Source organism: Pimelobacter simplex (genome assembly GCF_024662235.1).
Taxonomy (GTDB): Bacteria; Actinomycetota; Actinomycetes; order Propionibacteriales; family Nocardioidaceae; genus Nocardioides.
Map to the genome: position 1 here is coordinate 1,449,458 of NZ_CP096276.1, position 14,997 is coordinate 1,464,454.

At 72.8% G+C, this 14,997-nt stretch carries 14 protein-coding genes; 7 read left to right on the plus strand and 7 right to left on the minus strand.

What is annotated here, in order from left to right:
- Positions 1–29: 29 nt before the first annotated feature.
- Positions 30–353, minus strand: a complete 324-nt coding sequence (locus M0M48_RS06970) for a hypothetical protein (RefSeq protein WP_215815082.1) — start codon at positions 351–353, stop codon at positions 30–32.
- A gap of 94 nt (positions 354–447) precedes the next feature.
- Here M0M48_RS06970 and M0M48_RS06975 point away from each other — a divergent pair, with 94 nt between their 5' ends.
- The 4 genes from M0M48_RS06975 (at position 448) to M0M48_RS06990 (ending at position 5,201) form a co-directional block, all read left to right on the plus strand.
- Positions 448–1,392, plus strand: a complete 945-nt coding sequence (locus M0M48_RS06975; RefSeq protein WP_308220372.1) for a helix-turn-helix domain-containing protein — start codon at positions 448–450, stop codon at positions 1,390–1,392.
- Positions 1,393–1,522: 130 nt separating this feature from the next.
- Entirely contained in the window at positions 1,523–2,842 is a 1,320-nt protein-coding gene (locus M0M48_RS06980; RefSeq protein WP_257750574.1) for a flavin monoamine oxidase family protein, read from the plus strand.
- Complete coding sequence (speB, locus tag M0M48_RS06985; RefSeq protein ID WP_257750575.1) at positions 2,839–3,777, plus strand: agmatinase; 939 nt, start codon at positions 2,839–2,841, stop codon at positions 3,775–3,777. The genes M0M48_RS06980 and speB overlap by 4 nt, the downstream gene beginning before the upstream one ends.
- A complete protein-coding gene (locus tag M0M48_RS06990; RefSeq protein ID WP_257750576.1) occupies positions 3,777–5,201 on the plus strand; it encodes an aminobutyraldehyde dehydrogenase in 1,425 nt (474 codons plus the stop codon). The genes speB and M0M48_RS06990 overlap by 1 nt, the downstream gene beginning before the upstream one ends.
- A gap of 32 nt (positions 5,202–5,233) precedes the next feature.
- Here the strand turns inward: M0M48_RS06990 and M0M48_RS06995 are convergent, their stop codons facing one another.
- The 3 genes from M0M48_RS06995 to M0M48_RS07005 are packed head-to-tail and all read right to left on the minus strand — an operon-like array spanning position 5,234 to position 7,911.
- Positions 5,234–5,848 (minus strand): hypothetical protein, encoded by a 615-nt coding sequence (locus M0M48_RS06995; protein WP_215815078.1) that lies wholly within the window; start codon positions 5,846–5,848, stop codon positions 5,234–5,236.
- Positions 5,845–7,041 (minus strand): phosphoglycerate dehydrogenase, encoded by a 1,197-nt coding sequence (gene serA, locus M0M48_RS07000; protein WP_215815077.1) that lies wholly within the window; start codon positions 7,039–7,041, stop codon positions 5,845–5,847. The genes M0M48_RS06995 and serA overlap by 4 nt, the downstream gene beginning before the upstream one ends.
- A 9-nt stretch (positions 7,042–7,050) precedes the next feature.
- Positions 7,051–7,911, minus strand: coding sequence for a hypothetical protein (locus M0M48_RS07005; RefSeq protein ID WP_257750577.1), 861 nt, complete (start codon positions 7,909–7,911; stop codon positions 7,051–7,053).
- Positions 7,912–8,414: 503 nt separating this feature from the next.
- On the opposite strand from M0M48_RS07005, the gene M0M48_RS07010 reads away from it, so the two are divergent.
- Positions 8,415–8,807: a VOC family protein gene (locus M0M48_RS07010; protein ID WP_257750578.1), complete on the plus strand. Its 393-nt coding sequence runs from the start codon at positions 8,415–8,417 to the stop codon at positions 8,805–8,807.
- Between the two features lie 25 nt (positions 8,808–8,832).
- Positions 8,833–9,048 carry a hypothetical protein gene (locus M0M48_RS07015; protein WP_257750579.1) on the plus strand — a complete coding sequence of 72 codons (216 nt, stop codon included), beginning with the start codon at positions 8,833–8,835 and terminating at the stop codon, positions 9,046–9,048.
- 253 nt (positions 9,049–9,301) lie between these two features.
- Here M0M48_RS07015 and M0M48_RS07020 read toward each other — a convergent pair whose 3' ends face one another.
- From M0M48_RS07020 to gabT, 3 genes are read right to left on the minus strand one after another with little or no spacing between them, the layout of a single operon-like run.
- A complete protein-coding gene (locus M0M48_RS07020) occupies positions 9,302–10,687 on the minus strand; it encodes an NAD-dependent succinate-semialdehyde dehydrogenase (RefSeq protein WP_257750580.1) in 1,386 nt (461 codons plus the stop codon).
- Positions 10,688–10,711: 24 nt separating this feature from the next.
- A complete protein-coding gene (locus M0M48_RS07025) occupies positions 10,712–11,986 on the minus strand; it encodes a Glu/Leu/Phe/Val family dehydrogenase (RefSeq protein ID WP_257750581.1) in 1,275 nt (424 codons plus the stop codon).
- A complete protein-coding gene (gene gabT / locus M0M48_RS07030; protein WP_215815074.1) occupies positions 11,986–13,329 on the minus strand; it encodes a 4-aminobutyrate--2-oxoglutarate transaminase in 1,344 nt (447 codons plus the stop codon). Before gabT ends, M0M48_RS07025 begins: the two co-directional genes overlap by 1 nt.
- A gap of 160 nt (positions 13,330–13,489) precedes the next feature.
- Between gabT and M0M48_RS07035 the strand changes: the two genes are divergently transcribed.
- Positions 13,490–14,971, plus strand: coding sequence for a helix-turn-helix domain-containing protein (locus M0M48_RS07035; protein ID WP_257750582.1), 1,482 nt, complete (start codon positions 13,490–13,492; stop codon positions 14,969–14,971).
- Positions 14,972–14,997: the final 26 nt, after the last annotated feature.

Sequence of the window (14,997 nt, forward strand, 5' to 3'; positions counted from 1 at the left end):
TCCTCCGGGGGAGCGGCGTACCGAGGGCGCTACTTCGTGGCCGGGCGCGAGGTGACCGGCGCGGTCATGGCCGGGGCGTGGCGCACCCGGCTCCGGGAGCCGCGCCGGGCGGTGTCGCCGCGGCGGGTGCGGGTGGTGGCCGTGCGCTCGGAAGCGTCGGAGGCGTCGGAGGCGTCGGAGGTGTCGCGGGCGACGAGCGTGCGGACGTCGGGCTTGCGCTCGCGGTGAGCCGGGCGCCGGTCGCCGTGCAGGTCGCGGCCGGTGCTGAGGTCGTCGCGACGGACCCAGGTGAGCAGGGCCAGGACGATCATGGCGAGCAGGAGCAGGGACAGGAGGTTGTAGGCCAGGTTCATGGCAGTAATCCTCCTCTTGCTGGTATTACTGCCACCAGTGGCAGCATTGCCGCATTGCGTTGATTTCCTGCCAGTGCGGTGCGATGGTGGTCCGGTGAGCCTGACCAATGTCGCCGTCCTCGCCTTCGACGGGGTCGCGCCCTTCGAGCTCGGCATCCTCTGCGAGGCCTTCGGCATCGACCGCACGGGCGACGGGGTCCCGCCGATCGACTTCGCGGTGTGCGCCGAGGACGACCGGCCGATGTCCACCTCGGCCGGCTTCACGATGCAGGCCGCGCACGGGCTCGACCGGCTCGCGACGGCCGATCTCGTGGGGGTCCCGGCGATGAAGCAGGCCGAGCCGAGCGATGCGGTGATCGCGGCGATCCGGGCCGCGCACGACCGCGGCGCCCGGATCCTGTCGGTGTGCAGCGGGGCCTTCATGCTCGGCCAGGCGGGGCTGCTCGACGGGCGCGAGTGCACGACCCACTGGATGTACACCGAGCGGCTCCAGCGCGAGTTCCCGGCGGCCAAGGTCGTCCCCGAGGTCCTGTACGTCGACGCCGGCCAGGTCGTCACCGGTGCGGGCAGCGCGGCGGGCCTCGACGCGGCGCTGCACATCTGGCGCCAGGAGCACGGCGCCAGCGTCGCCAACATCATCGCCCGGCGCGCCGTCGTACCGCCCTATCGCGACGGGGGACAGGCGCAGTACATCTCGCGGGCGGTGCCCGACTGTGATGCCGACACCCTCGGTCCGCTGCTCACCTGGATCCTGGAGAACCTCGGCGAGGACCACGGCGTCGAGGCGCTGGCCAAGCGGGCGCTGATGTCGCCGCGCACCTTCGCCCGGCGCTTCCGCGACGAGACCGGGACCACGCCGCACCACTGGGTCACCCGGCAGCGGGTGGCCGCGGCCGAGGAGCTGCTGGAGCGCACCGAGCAGCCGGTGGAGTGGATCGCCGGCGAGGTCGGCTTCGGCAACGCGGCCACGCTGCGCCACCACTTCGTGCGGGTGCGCGGGGTGAGCCCGCAGAGCTACCGGCGGCAGTTCGCCTGCTGAGCCGTACCCTGGGCGATGGAGGATCATCCAATGGCCTTCGGAGACTTTGGAGGATCTGACCCTGCCGGCCCCCGGTGACCTGGGTCACCCTGAACGGGCAACCAGTTTCTCCGGTGACGAGGAGCCACCCATGGACCATCCGCACTACGACGCCATCGTGATCGGGGCCGGATTCTCCGGCCTGACCGCGGCCCGCGAGCTCGGCGAGGCGGGCAGGAGCGTCCTCGTGCTCGAGGCGCGCGACCGGATCGGCGGCTCGACCTGGTACCGCACCGACCTGCTCGGCGGCGTGGGCCTGGAGATGGGCGGCACCTGGATCGTCCCCCAGCAGACCCACGTCTGGGGCGAGGTCGAGCGCTACGGCGTCCCGATCGAGGACTCGGTGCTCCCGGACCGGATGACCTGGTCGGCGCACGGCAAGGTGCTCGACACCCTGCTGCCCTGCAGCCCCGCCGAGTACGGCGAGCTGGAGCACGCCGTGCGCCAGCTGCTCGCCGCCGGTGACCGCCTCGACTTCACCCGGCGCCTGTCCGAGCAGGACCTCGCCGACCTCGACGTCTCCATCGAGGAGTGGGCCGACGACGCCGGCCTGACCGGCAACGCCCGCGAGCTGCTCATCTCGTGGTTCTGCGGCTGCGCCAACGCCCACGAGTCCATCGGCTCCGCGCTCGACATCATCCGGTGGTGCGCGTCGATGGACAACTCGCTGTGGGGCATGGTCCAGGCCTCGGTGCTGGGCTACACGTTCACCGAGGGCACCAAGTCGCTGGCCGACGCCATCCGCGCCGACCTCGCCGGTGAGCTCCGGCTCTCCTCGCCCGTGCGCAGCGTCGTCCAGGACGACGCCGGCGTCACCGTGACCTACGACGGGGGAGTCGCCACCGCCGATCGGGTGCTCGTCACCGTGCCGATCGGCGTCCTCAAGGACATCACCTGGGAGCCGGCACTGCCCGCCGACAAGCTCGCCGCCTCGCACGAGAACCACGCCGGCCAGGGCCAGAAGGTCTGGGCGCTGGCGACCAACGTGCCCGAGGACATCAGCGGCTACGGCTGGGGCACCGCGTTCGACTACGTCGGCGCCATGCACGAGTCGCCCCAGGGCACCGTGCTCGTCTGCTTCGCCCCCGAGCACGACCGGGTCGACGCGAGCGACCTGGCCGACGTCCAGCGCGCGGTGCGCGAGTACGCGCCCGACGCCGTGGTCGTCGACGCCGCCACCCACGACTGGGTGCACGACGAGTTCTCCTACGGCACCTGGGCGACCTTCCGGGCCGGCCAGTTCGCCAAGTTCGAGCAGGCGCTCGCCCGCCCCGAGGGCCGGGTCCACTTCACCGGCTCGCACACCGCCACCCGCTGGCGCGCGTTCATCGACGGCGCCATCGAGTCCGGCAAGCGAGGAGCCGGCGAGCTCCTCGCCCAGCAGTCCCACACCCCCGGAGGAATCGCATGACCGTCGGACCCGTCGACGCCACCCAGGTCCCGCGCTACGCCGGCGACACCACGTTCGCCCGGCTGCCCCGCCTCACCGACGTCCAGGACGCCGACACCGTCATCTGGGGCGTCCCCTTCGACGGCGGCGTCTCCTACCGGCCCGGCGCGCGGTTCGGCCCGAACCACATCCGCCAGTCCTCGCGCCTGCTGCGCCCCTACAACCCGGCCCAGGACAGCGAGCCCTTCGCGCGCGCCCAGGTCGCCGACGCCGGTGACCTCGGCGTCAACCCGTTCTCGCTCGACGAGGCGATCGCGGCCATCGAGACCGGTGCCCGCGACCTGTCCGGCACCTCGCGCACGCTGCTCACCATCGGCGGCGACCACACGATCGCGCTGCCGCTGCTGCGCGTGCAGCACGAGCGGCACGGGCCCATCGCCGTCCTGCACTTCGACGCCCACCTCGACACCTGGGACACCTACTTCGGCGCGCCCTACACCCACGGGACGCCGTTCCGCCGGGCCTCGGAGGAGGGGCTGATCGACTTCTCCCACGCGATGCACATGGGCATCCGCGGGCCGCTCTACAGCAAGCTCGACCTCGACGAGTCCGAGGAGCTGGGCTTCTCCGCGGTCCACGCGCGCGACTTCGTCCGCTCGCCCATCGACGACATCATCAACCGGATGCGCGAGCGCCTCGGCGACCGCCCGGTCTACGTCTCGCTCGACATCGACGTGCTCGACCCGGCGTTCGCCCCCGGCACCGGTACGCCGGAGGCCGGCGGCCTCTCCAGCGCCCAGCTGCTCGAGGTGCTCCGCGGCCTCGACGGGCTCAACGTCGTCGGCGCCGACATCGTCGAGGTCTCCCCGGCCTACGACCACGCCGAGATCACCGGCATCGCCGCTGCCCACGTGGCCTACGAGATGCTCTCCGTGCTGCCGGGCAAGCCCGCCTGATGCGCACGATCCACAACGTCATCGACGGCCAGGTCGTCCCCGCCTCCTCCGGCGCGACCACCGAGCTCGTCGACCCCGCCACCGGCAAGGTGTTCGCGCTGGCCGCGCTCAGCGCCCAGGCCGACGTCGACGCCGCCTGCACGGCCGCCGCCCGGGCCTTCCCGGCCTGGCGCCGGACCACGCCGCGCGAGCGCCAGCGCCTGCTGCTCGACCTCGCCGCCGCCCTCGAGGCGCGCGCCGACGACCTGCTCGCCGCCGAGGTCGAGAACACCGGCAAGCCGGTCGCGCTGTGCCGCACCGAGGAGATCGAGACCGGCATCGACCACCTGCGCTACTTCGCCGGCCTCGCCCGCTCGCTCGAGGGCTCCGGCGCGGCCGAGTTCGTCGAGGGGCACACGTCGTACGTCCGCCGGGAGCCGGTGGGCGTCGTCGGCCAGGTCGCGCCCTGGAACTACCCGTTCCTGATGGCGATCTGGAAGATCGCGCCCGCGCTCGCCGCCGGCAACACCGTCGTCCTCAAGCCCTCGGACACCACGCCCGTGACCGCCGCCCTGGTCGGCGAGATCGCCGCGTCGGTGCTGCCGGCCGGCGTCCTCAACGTCGTCTGCGGCGACCGGACCACCGGCGCTCTCGTGGTCGACCACCCGGCCGTCGCGATGGTGTCGATCACCGGGTCCACCGGCGCGGGCAAGGCCGTCGCTGCCGCGGCGGCCGCCGACGTCAAGCGCGTCCACCTCGAGCTGGGCGGCAAGGCCCCGGCCGTCGTCCTGGCCGACGCCGACCTCGACGCCGCCGTCGAGGGCATCGTGGGCGGCGCCTTCTTCAACGCCGGCCAGGACTGCACCGCCGTCACCCGCATCCTCGTCCACGCGTCGATCGCCGACGAGCTGACCGAGCGTCTCACCGCCGCCGTCGGCGCCCTGCGCGTCGGCCCTCCGGCCGACGAGAGCGCCGACCTCGGCCCGCTCAACAACGCCGACCAGCTCGCCCGGGTCAGCGCCATGGTCGCCGCCGTGCCGTCGTACGGGCGGGTGCTCACCGGCGGCCACCGGGTCGGGACCGACGGCTTCTTCTACGCCCCGACCCTCGTCGCCGGGCTGGGCCAGGACGACGACCTCGTCCAGCACGAGGTCTTCGGCCCCGTCGTCACCCTCCAGACGTTCACCACCGAGGACGAGGCCCTGGCGCTCGCCAACGGCGTCGACTTCGCCCTCGCCTCCAGCGTCTGGACCCGCGACCACGGGACTGCGCTGCGGTTCACCGCCGAGCTCGACTTCGGGTGCGTGTGGGTCAACACCCACATGATCCTGACCGCGGAGATGCCGCACGGCGGGTTCAAGCAGAGCGGCTACGGCAAGGACCTGTCGCACTACGGGTTCGAGGACTACACCCGCGTCAAGCACGTGATGCACGCGCACGGCTGACCCGCGCACCGTGCACACCGCTCCGGTGCGGGCTAGCGCTGAAGCGTCCAGCCCGCGCCGGAGCAGCTCAGCTCGAGCGTCTCGCCGCGGTTGACCGTGACGATCGCCGGCCCGTCGCCGAAGTGGTTGGCGATGATGTCGCCGCCCGCACCGCGGGTGCGCTCCCAGTAGCAGTCCGGCCCGCCCTTGGTCTTGTAGGTGCCGGCCTTGATGTCGACGCCGACCTCGTAGACCCCGTCGCGCAGCGTGCCGCGCTCGATGGTGTTCTCGGTCCGGGTGACGGCGCGCTCGCGCTTCTCGACGTTCTGCTCCAGCGCGGTGACCTCGGCCAGCCGCTCGTCGAGCTCGGCCTCGAAGTCGTCGAGCTCGCGCTTGCGCTCGGAGACCTCCGCGATCGGGCCGCGGACGGCGTCGAGCTCGATGCCGAGCTGCTTGTTCTCCGCGGCGAGGGTGCGGTACTCCGGGGACTGCTCGGGGTCGGCCGCGGGGGACGCGGCGACGCCGATGCCCGTGCCGAGACCGGCCCCCACCACCAGGCCCGCGATCGCGAGCACCCACGACCGGCGCCACCACACGGGCGGTTCGGCGTCCGGCGTGGCGTCCGGCGTGTACGGCGAGTAGCCGCCCGGCGGCGGGGTGGTGCTCACCAGGTGCGCACCCACATGCAGTACTCGGCCTTGCTCAGCGTCTCGATCGCCTCGGCCGAGAGCGGTGCGGCGGCGTCGGTGACGACATAGCCGAGGCCGTCCTTGGTGGCCAGGTGCTGGTCGACGACGTTGTCGCCGGCCGTGGCGAAGGTGGCGTTGAGCTCGGCGAGGACGCCGGGCAGGTTGCGGTGGAGCAGGCCGATGCGGTGGCCGGCCGGGAGCTCCGGCGGCAGGACGGCGGGCAGGTTGACCGAGAGGGCGGTGCTGCCCTCGAGGGCGAAGCGGGCGAGCTTCTCGGCGACGAACCAGCCGATCTCCTCCTGCGCCTCCTGGGTGGAACCACCGATGTGCGGGGTCAGGATGACGTTGTCGAGGCCGCGCAGGACGGAGTCGAAGGCGTCGCCCTGGGCCTTGGGCTCGGCGGGGAAGACGTCGACGGCGGCACCGGCGATGTGCCCGGAGATCAGGTTGTCGCGCAGGGCCTCGTAGTCGACGACCATGCCGCGCGAGGCGTTGAGGAACAGCGCGCGGGGCTTCATCGCGGCGAACTCGGCGGCGCCGAAGAAGCCGGCGTTGCCGGGGCGTCCGTCGACGTGGAGGCTGACGACGTCGGCGACCGCGAGGAGGTCCTTGAGCGAGCGCATCCGGCGGGCGGTGCCGTGGGCCGGGCGGTCGGCGGTGTCGTAGAAGACGACGTTGAGGCCGAGGGCCTCGGCGACGGTGGAGAGCTGGGTGCCGATGTTGCCGTAGCCGACGATGCCGAGGGTGCGCCCGCGGACCTCGTGGCTGCCCTTGGCGGACTTGTCCCAGGTGCCCTCGTGCATGCGCTGGGTCTTCTCCGGCAGGCGGCGCGCGAGGGCGATGAGCTCGGCGATGACCAGCTCGACCACGCTGCGCGTGTTGGAGTACGGCGCGTTGAACACGCCGACGCCCTTCTCGGCCGCGGTCACGAGGTCGACCTGGTTGGTGCCGATGCAGAAGCAGCCGATCGCCAGCAGGCCGGGGGACTCGTCGAGCACTCGCTTCGTCACGGTCGTGTTGGACCGGATGCCGAGCAGCTGGACGCCCTCGGAGAGGGCCGCGATCAGCTCGTCCTCGGAGAGGGAGCCGGCACGCAGCTCCACGTCGTAGCCGCGAGCCTCGAGGGTCTCGACGGCGGCCGGGTGGATGTTCTCGAGTAGCAGGGCCTTCACAGCGGAATCCTACCGGCGTGGTGGGGTCGGCCCCGCAACGGAGCCGGGTGTGAGACCGGCTCGCGTAGTCAACGGAGAGGTGATGGGGCTTGCGGGTTGGGTACAAGCAGGGCTTGGTTCCACGGTGGCGTGACGACACTTCTCATGCGGGCCTTGACGCCGTCGTGAGGCGAGGGCACGGAACCATGTCGTCGCCGTGTTGAGGAGAACCGCCGCGAGCAGCCCGATGAACGTGAGCATGAGGTTTCCGACTGCGCCGGACCACCTGCGTGCGCTGGTGACGGCGATCCCCTCGAAGCCGGAGTCAGGGCCCCAGGTGTAGCGCGTGATGGGCTGGAGACCGGGATCGGTTGAGGACGTCTGGCGGACCATTGCGCTATCTGGCACGAGTGTTCGGCAAACCGAGGGGTCCGCTACGTCGAATGAGGTGTCGAACTGAAAGCCGTTCCAGGAGCGGATCGGACCTGGCGCTGCGGATTGACCCGAGGCGTCGGGCAGGCTCGTCGTCGTGTGCGCCCAGTCAACAGTGTCGCGGGCGTCGGTGACACCCCAGACGTGCAGCTCGAAGTAGTCACCGTCGTAGCGCGCAACGTGACCGTCGCGGCAGGACTGGAGCGGAAAACGTGCAGGACCGCCAACGAGGCCGGTCAGTACCTGACACTGAAGGTCTTCGTCGAAGACGTTGGGAATCGTCTCCGGGTCGGTACAGGCGCGTTCGCTCACCTCGAACTGCTCGCGAACCACGGGTGCCAAGTCGTGGAGGATGGCGGAACCGGTGAGGAGGACCTTCAGGACGTAGCCTTCGAGCGCTGCTGGAACCGACACCGTGTAGTCGGCGCTACCGCTGGCCTCATCGATGCTGGTCTGCACGACAGTCCACTTGGCGGCGGACGACAGTTCGGGATCGGCGCCGCTCGGAGGGGTGGCAATGGCGATGGCGATCGAGCCAGGCCGAGTGACGGTTGGCGCTGGGTCTGTGAGTGCCGTGGCAGCGAGCCACGAGCAGCCGGCCATGCCCAGCAGGAGTGCTGCGCACAGAGCAACTAGCTTCCGAAGACTATTGCGGTTCGTGTTCTTCTGATGACTAGCCAGCTCTCGGACAAGCTGCGCTGCTTCGGCAACCGCGGCCTCGGCTCGGTCTGCGGCAGAAGCTGCGGCTGACGCCGCACGGCGTGTGGCTGCGACTTCGCCCGCGAGCGCAGCCATGTCTCGCTTCGACGAACGTCCGAACACGGGCGTGAGCATAGGCTGCGCCCTGTCCCAGGCGGGCGCAAAGCGACTGCCCGGCTTTGCTTCATTGGCGGAGAGCCAGGCGCTGGGGCTGATCTGCTGGTTGAACTCGACGCGTTCGGCCTGCCGTCTACCGTGGCGGGATGACAACGACCGTCCGCCAGATCCAGGTTACGTTCGACTGTGCCGCTCCCGCCCGGGTCGCCCGGTTCTGGTGCGACGTCCTGGGCTACGAGATCGCGCCCGGCGCCGAGGGCGAGACGGCGTGGTCCGCGTGCGTCGACCCGACGGGCGCCGGTCCGCGGTTCTACTTCCAGCGAGTGCCGGAGGGCAAGGTCGCCAAGAACCGCGTGCACGTCGACGTCCGCGCGGGTACGGGCCTCGTCGGTGCCGAGCGGCTGGCGGTGCTGAAAGCCGAGCGGGACCGGCTGATCGCGCTCGGCTCCGTGTGCGTCGAGGTGCTCGAGGCCGACGAGGAGAACGAGTCCTGCATCGTGATGCAGGACATCGAGGGCAACGAGTTCTGCCTCGACTGAGGCCGGTGGCCGCTAGGGTCGCGGTGTGCCTGCTCTTCGCCTGCGCTCCGAGGCGAGCATCGGCGTACTGGCCGCCGACCTCTTCGTGCTGTGGCTCGCGCTCGCCGGCGTCCGCGACGAGGGCGCGCCATCGTGGACCCGCCTCGCCTGCCTCGCGGTGGTCGTGCTGGCGATCGCGCTCGGCGTCCACTCGCTGGTGCTGCTCGGGCGCCGGGTCCGGGCCGGCCGGCGGCGCAGCTGAGGGCCGCTTGGGTCCGGGGGCCCCGCTGGTCGGGTAACACGCCGTCCACGTGCCTGGGTACCGGTTGTCATCGCGACACGCCGCGAACTGGCGGTGCACAGCGACGACAAGCGGTGGGTATCCGGGAGGACAGCGTGTTACCGCGGCCGCCGGTCCCGGCCGCCCGCCCCGCCAGCACCCGCCGACAACAGAACCGCCCCCCACCGAGGACCATGGTGGGGGGCGGCTGCCTGAGCTGGGTCTCGTGACTGACTCAGCTCCAGTCGACGCTGTAGTAGCGCGTCTCCTGGTACTCGCGGATGCCCTCGTGGGCACCCTCGCGGCCGATGCCGCTCTGCTTGACCCCGCCGAACGGCGCGGAGGGGTCGGACACGATGCCGCGGTTGATGCCGACCATGCCGGCCTCGACCTGCTCGCCGAGGCGCAGGGCGTCCTGCAGCCGGCCCGCGTAGACGTACGCCGCCAGGCCGAACTCGGTGTCGTTGACCGACGCGATCATCTCGGCCTCGTCGGTCCAGGTCACGATCGGCGCGACCGGCCCGAAGATCTCCTCGGACAGGATCGGGGCGCCGAAGGGCACGTCGACCAGGATCGTCGGCGGGAAGAACCAGCCGGCCTCGGGCACCGCGCCCTGGACGGCGACCCGGGCGCCGTCGGCGACGGCGGCGTCGACCAGCTTGGTGATGCCGGTCAGGGCCTTCTCGCTGATGACCGGGCCGATCTGGTTGCTCGCGTCGGCGGACGGGCCGACCTTGAGCGCCGCGACGGCCGCGCCGAACTTCTCGACGAACTCGGCCGCGACGTCGGCGTGCACGTAGAAGCGGTTGGCCGCGGTGCAGGCCTGGCCGCCGCCGCGGAACTTGGCGATCATCGCGCCGGCCACGGCGGCGTCGATGTCGGCGTCGGCGGTGATCACGAAGGGTGCGTTGCCGCCGAGCTCCATGCTCGTGTTGAGGACCCGGTCCGCGGCCTGGCGCAGCAGGGTGCGGCCGACGCCGGTGGAGCCGGTGAAGCTGACCTTGCGGACCCGCGGGTCCTCCAGCCAGGCGGTGACGACCGACGCGGCGTCCGTCGTCGGGACGACATTGACGACGCCCTCGGGAACGCCGGCCTCGAGCAGGATCCGCGCCACCGCGAGCGCGGTCAGCGGGGTCTCCGCGGCCGGCTTGAGGACGACGGTGCACCCAGCGGCCAGCGCCGGGGCGATCTTGCGGGTCGCCATCGCGGCCGGGAAGTTCCACGGCGTGACGAGGGCGGCCACGCCGACGGGCGCGTGGGTGACCAGCGTGCGGGCGCCGCCGTTGGGCGCGTCGCTGTAGGTGCCCTCGCCGCGCACGGCCTCCTCGGAGAACCAGCGGAAGAACTCCGCGGCGTAGGTGACCTCGGCGCGCGCGTCGGCGACGGACTTGCCGTTCTCGGCGGCGATGAGGCCGGTGAGCAGGTCCGCGTCGCGGATCATCAGGTCGTAGCAGCGGCGCAGGATCTCCGCACGGGCCCGGGTCGGGGTCGCGGCCCAGGCCGGGAAGGCGGCGGCGGCCGCGTCGACGGCGCGGGTCGCGTCCTCGACGGTGCCGTCGGCGATGTTCTCGATGACCAGGCCGGTCGCCGGGTCGTGGACCTCGAAGGTGGTGTCACTCATGGTCGTCTCCAGTCGGTGGGAGGGTCACGGGTAGAGGCCGCGCAGCTGGTGCGCCTGGGCCACGCGCTCGACGGCGAGGCAGGTCGCCGCCGTGCGCAGGGGGACGTCGAGCCGGGTGGCGGCCGCGTTGACCGAGTCCCAGGCGGCGAGCATCCGCTCGGCCAGCCGGGCCTCGACCTCGGTCTCGCTCCACCAGTAGGCCTGGTTGGCCTGGACCCACTCGAAGTAGGACACGATCACGCCGCCGGCGTTGGCCAGGATGTCCGGTACGACGAGCCGCCCGGCCTCCTGCAGGATCCGGTCCGCCTCGGGCGTGGTCGGGCCGTTGGCGCCCTCGACGATCACCTGGGCGCGCACCCGGCCGGCGTTGTCGCCGCGCAGGACGCCCTCGACGGCAGCGGGGACGAGCAGGTCGACCTCGGCCTCCAGGACCGCCTCGGCGGGGACCTCCTCGCCGCCGGCGAAGCCGACGACCGAGCCGGTCGCGTCGACGTGGCGCTCCAGGCCGGGGATGTCGAGGCCGGCCTCGGCGGACACGGCGCCGTACTGGTCGGACACGACGAGGACCCGGGTGCCGGCCTCGGCGAGGAAGCGGGCGGCGTACCGGCCGACCTTGCCGAAGCCCTGGACGGACGCGGTGGCGCCGGCCGGGTCGATGCCGCGCGAGCGCAGCGCGGCGAGCGCCACGTGCACCACGCCCCGCGAGGTCGCGGTGGCCCGGCCGCGGGAGCCGCCGAGGCTGATCGGCTTGCCGGTGGTGACGCCGAGGACGGTGTGCCCCTGCTGGACGGAGTAGGTGTCCATCAGCCACGCCATCGTCTTCTCGTCGGTGCCGATGTCGGGCGCCGGGATGTCCCGCTCGGGACCGATGAGGGGGCTGATCTCGCTGGTGTAGCGGCGGGTGACCCGCTCCAGCTCGGCCTGCGAGTAGTTGCGCGGGTCGATCCGGACCCCGCCCTTGGCGCCGCCGTAGGGGACGTCGAGGAGCGCGCACTTCCAGGTCATCCACATCGCCAGCGCGCGGACCTCGTCGAGGTCGACGTCGGGGGAGTAGCGCAGGCCGCCCTTGGCCGGGCCGCGCGAGAAGTTGTGCTGGACGCGGTGGCCCACGAACAGCTCGGTCGTCCCGTCGTCGCGGCGCAGGGGGATGCTGACCGTCACCTCGCGGCGCGGGGTGGCGAGCATCTGGTGCAGGCCCTCGTCGTACCCGAGGAGGGTGGTGGCCTCGCGCAGCTGCGTGCGGGCGTCGGCCAGCGGCCCGGTCGCCGTGGGGGCGACGGGCTCGTGGAGCGCGGTCATCAGTTCTCCTGGAAGATCTCGGCGAGGAGGTCGAGGGCCTCGGCGAGCAGGTGGTCGGGCATCGACAGCGGCGGCAGGAAGCGCAGCACGTTGCCGTAGGTGCCGCAGGTCAGCACGACCATGCCCTGGGCGTTGGCGGCGGCGGCGACCTTCTTGGTCAGGTCGGCGTCGGGCTCGGTGGTGCCGGCCTTGACCAGCTCGACCGCGATCATCGCGCCGCGGCCGCGGACCTCGCCGATGCGCGGGTCGTTCTCCTGGAGCGCGGAGAGCCGCTCGGTCATCGTCTTGCCGATGGTGCGGGCGCGGTCGACCAGGCCCTCGGCCTCGATCGTCTCGATGACGGCGAGCGCGGCGGCGCAGGCGAGCGGGTTGCCGCCGTACGTGCCGCCGAGGCCGCCGGCGTGCGCGGCGTCCATCAGCTCGGCGCGGCCGGTGACCGCGGCGAGGGGGAGACCGCCGGCGATGCCCTTGGCGGTGACGATCAGGTCGGGGACGACGCCCTCGTGGTCGACCGCGAACAGCTCGCCGGTGCGGGCGAAGCCGGTCTGCACCTCGTCGGCGACGAAGACGACGCCGTTCTCGCGGCACCAGGCGACCAGCGCCGGCAGGAAGCCGTCGGCGGGGACGATGAAGCCGCCCTCGCCCTGGATGGGCTCGATCACGATGGCGGCCAGGTTGTCGGCGCCGACCTGCTTCTCGATGACGTCGATCGCCTTGCGGGCCGCCTCGGCGCCGTCGAGGCCGCCGTCGCGGAAGGGGTAGGACAGCGGGGCGCGGTAGACCTCGGAGGCGAACGGGCCGAAGCCCTTCTTGTACGGCATGTTCTTCGCCGTCATCGCCATCGTGAGGTTGGTCCGGCCGTGGTAGGCGTGGTCGAAGACGACGACCGACTGCTTGCCGGTGGCCGTGCGGGCGATCTTGACCGCGTTCTCGACGGCCTCGGCGCCGGAGTTGAAGAGCGCGGAGCGCTTCTCGTGGGAGCCGGGGGTGAGCTCGTTGAGCTTCTCCGCCACGGCGACGTAGCCCTCGTAGGGGGTGACCATGAAGCAGGTGTGGGTGAACTCGGCGACCTGGCGGGTGACCGCCTCGACGACGCGCGGGGCGCTGTTGCCGACGGTGGTCACGGCGATGCCGGAGCCGAGGTCGATGAGCTGGTTGCCGTCGGCGTCCACGAGGATGCCGCCGCCGGCCGCCACGACCTGCACCGGCAGGCCGACCGCGACGCCGGAGGCAACGGCCTTGGCCTTGCGCTCGGCGAGCTCGAGCGAGCGCGGGCCGGGGATGGCCGTGACGAGGCGTCGCTCCTGGGTGATGCTGGGGCCGCCGGTGGGCTGCTGGCTCATGGGGTGTCCTCCGTGGGATCCGTGGAAGCGGGGTACCCGGGATCGCCGGGTGCGTCTCTGATGACGGTAGGTCCGCGGCGCGCCGCCCGCCATGACCGTGCTGCACAATCTGGACTTCGTCGTTGTGCAAGTTGTGCGACACTGGCGGCATGGTGCCGACGTGGTGACGGTGGCGGACCTGGTCGCGGTCCCCGGACTCGGTCTGCGCCCGGTGCACGAGGCCGGCGGTCCGGCCCTGCGCTGGGTCGCGACGAGCGAGCTGGCCGACCCGACGCCCTTCCTCGAGGGCGGCGAGCTGCTGCTCACCACGGGCCTGGGCACCCGCGGGTGGAGCGACGAGTGGGAGCCGTACGTCGAGCGCCTGGCCGGCGCCGGCGCCGCCGCGCTCGGCATGGGCGTGGGCCTGACCCACGACCGGCTGCCCGACCGCCTCGTCGACGCCTGCCGGGCCCGCGGCCTGACCCTGCTGGAGGTCCCGGCGGCGACCACCTTCGTCGCCGTCTCCCGCGCCGCCGCGGAGCTGCTCCAGGACCAGGAGGCGACCGCGACCCGGCTCGCCCTCGACCTGCAGCGCCGGCTGACCCAGGCCGCGCTCGGTCTCGACCTGCGCCCCCTCCTGGAGCGCCTGGCCCAGCTGCTCGACGGCGCCGTGGCGCTCGTGCACCGCGACGGCGAGCCCGAGGAGGGTCCCTTCGGCGCCCACCCGGACCGGCTCGACCTGGCCCTGGTCCGTACCGAGGTGACCGGCATCCGCGGCCAGGGCCTGGGCGCGGTCTCCAGCACCGTGTCCACCACCGCCCACGGCCCGGTCGCCACGGTGGTCCGCCCGATCGGCCTGGCCGGACGCCCCGAGCACTACCTCGCCGTCGCCGCCCCGAGCAGCCTCGGCGACCCGCTCCGGGCCGCGATCAGCACGGCCGCCGTCCTGCTCAGCCTCGCCGTCGAGCGCCGCGCCGAGCGCCGGGCCGCCGAGCGCCGGCTCCGGGGCCGCGCACTCGAGCTCCTGGTCGCCGGCGACCGCCGCTCGGCCGACGTACTGCTGGCGGTGGCGGAGGGCGCGCCCCCGGTGCCCGAGCGCCTGCGCGTGCTGCGCGTGGCCGCCCCCGACGAGGTCCGCGACGACGTCCTCGAACGCCTCGAGGACGACGGCCTGCTCGCCGGCCGCGTCGCCGGCGAGCTCACCGCGGCCCTCCCGCCCGGTCAGGTCGCCGCCGTCGTCACCACCCTCACCCAGCACGCCGACGCCGGCCTGCGCGCTGGCATCGGCCGCCTCGTCCCCGCCGCCGACGCCGGCCGCAGCGCCGAGACCGCCGTCCACGCCCTCGACCGCACCACCACCGCCACCCCGGTCCGCCGCTGGGAGGACGTCGCCGACGCCGGCCCCCTCACCCTCATCCCACCCGCCCTCGGCCACGAGTACGCCGCCTCGCTCCTCGCCCCCCTCGACGCCGACCTCCGCACGACCCTCGCCGCCTTCCTCCGCCACCACGGCTCCCGCGGCGCCGTCGCCGACGACCTCGGCATCCACCGCAACACCGTCCGCAACCGCCTCGCCGAGGTCGAGCGCCTGCTCGGGGTCGACCTGGACGACCCGGCGGCGCGGGTGAGCACGTGGTTGGCGCTCGAATTGATCAACCCGTAGCCCCGATCTGCCCTAGGCTCGCCGCC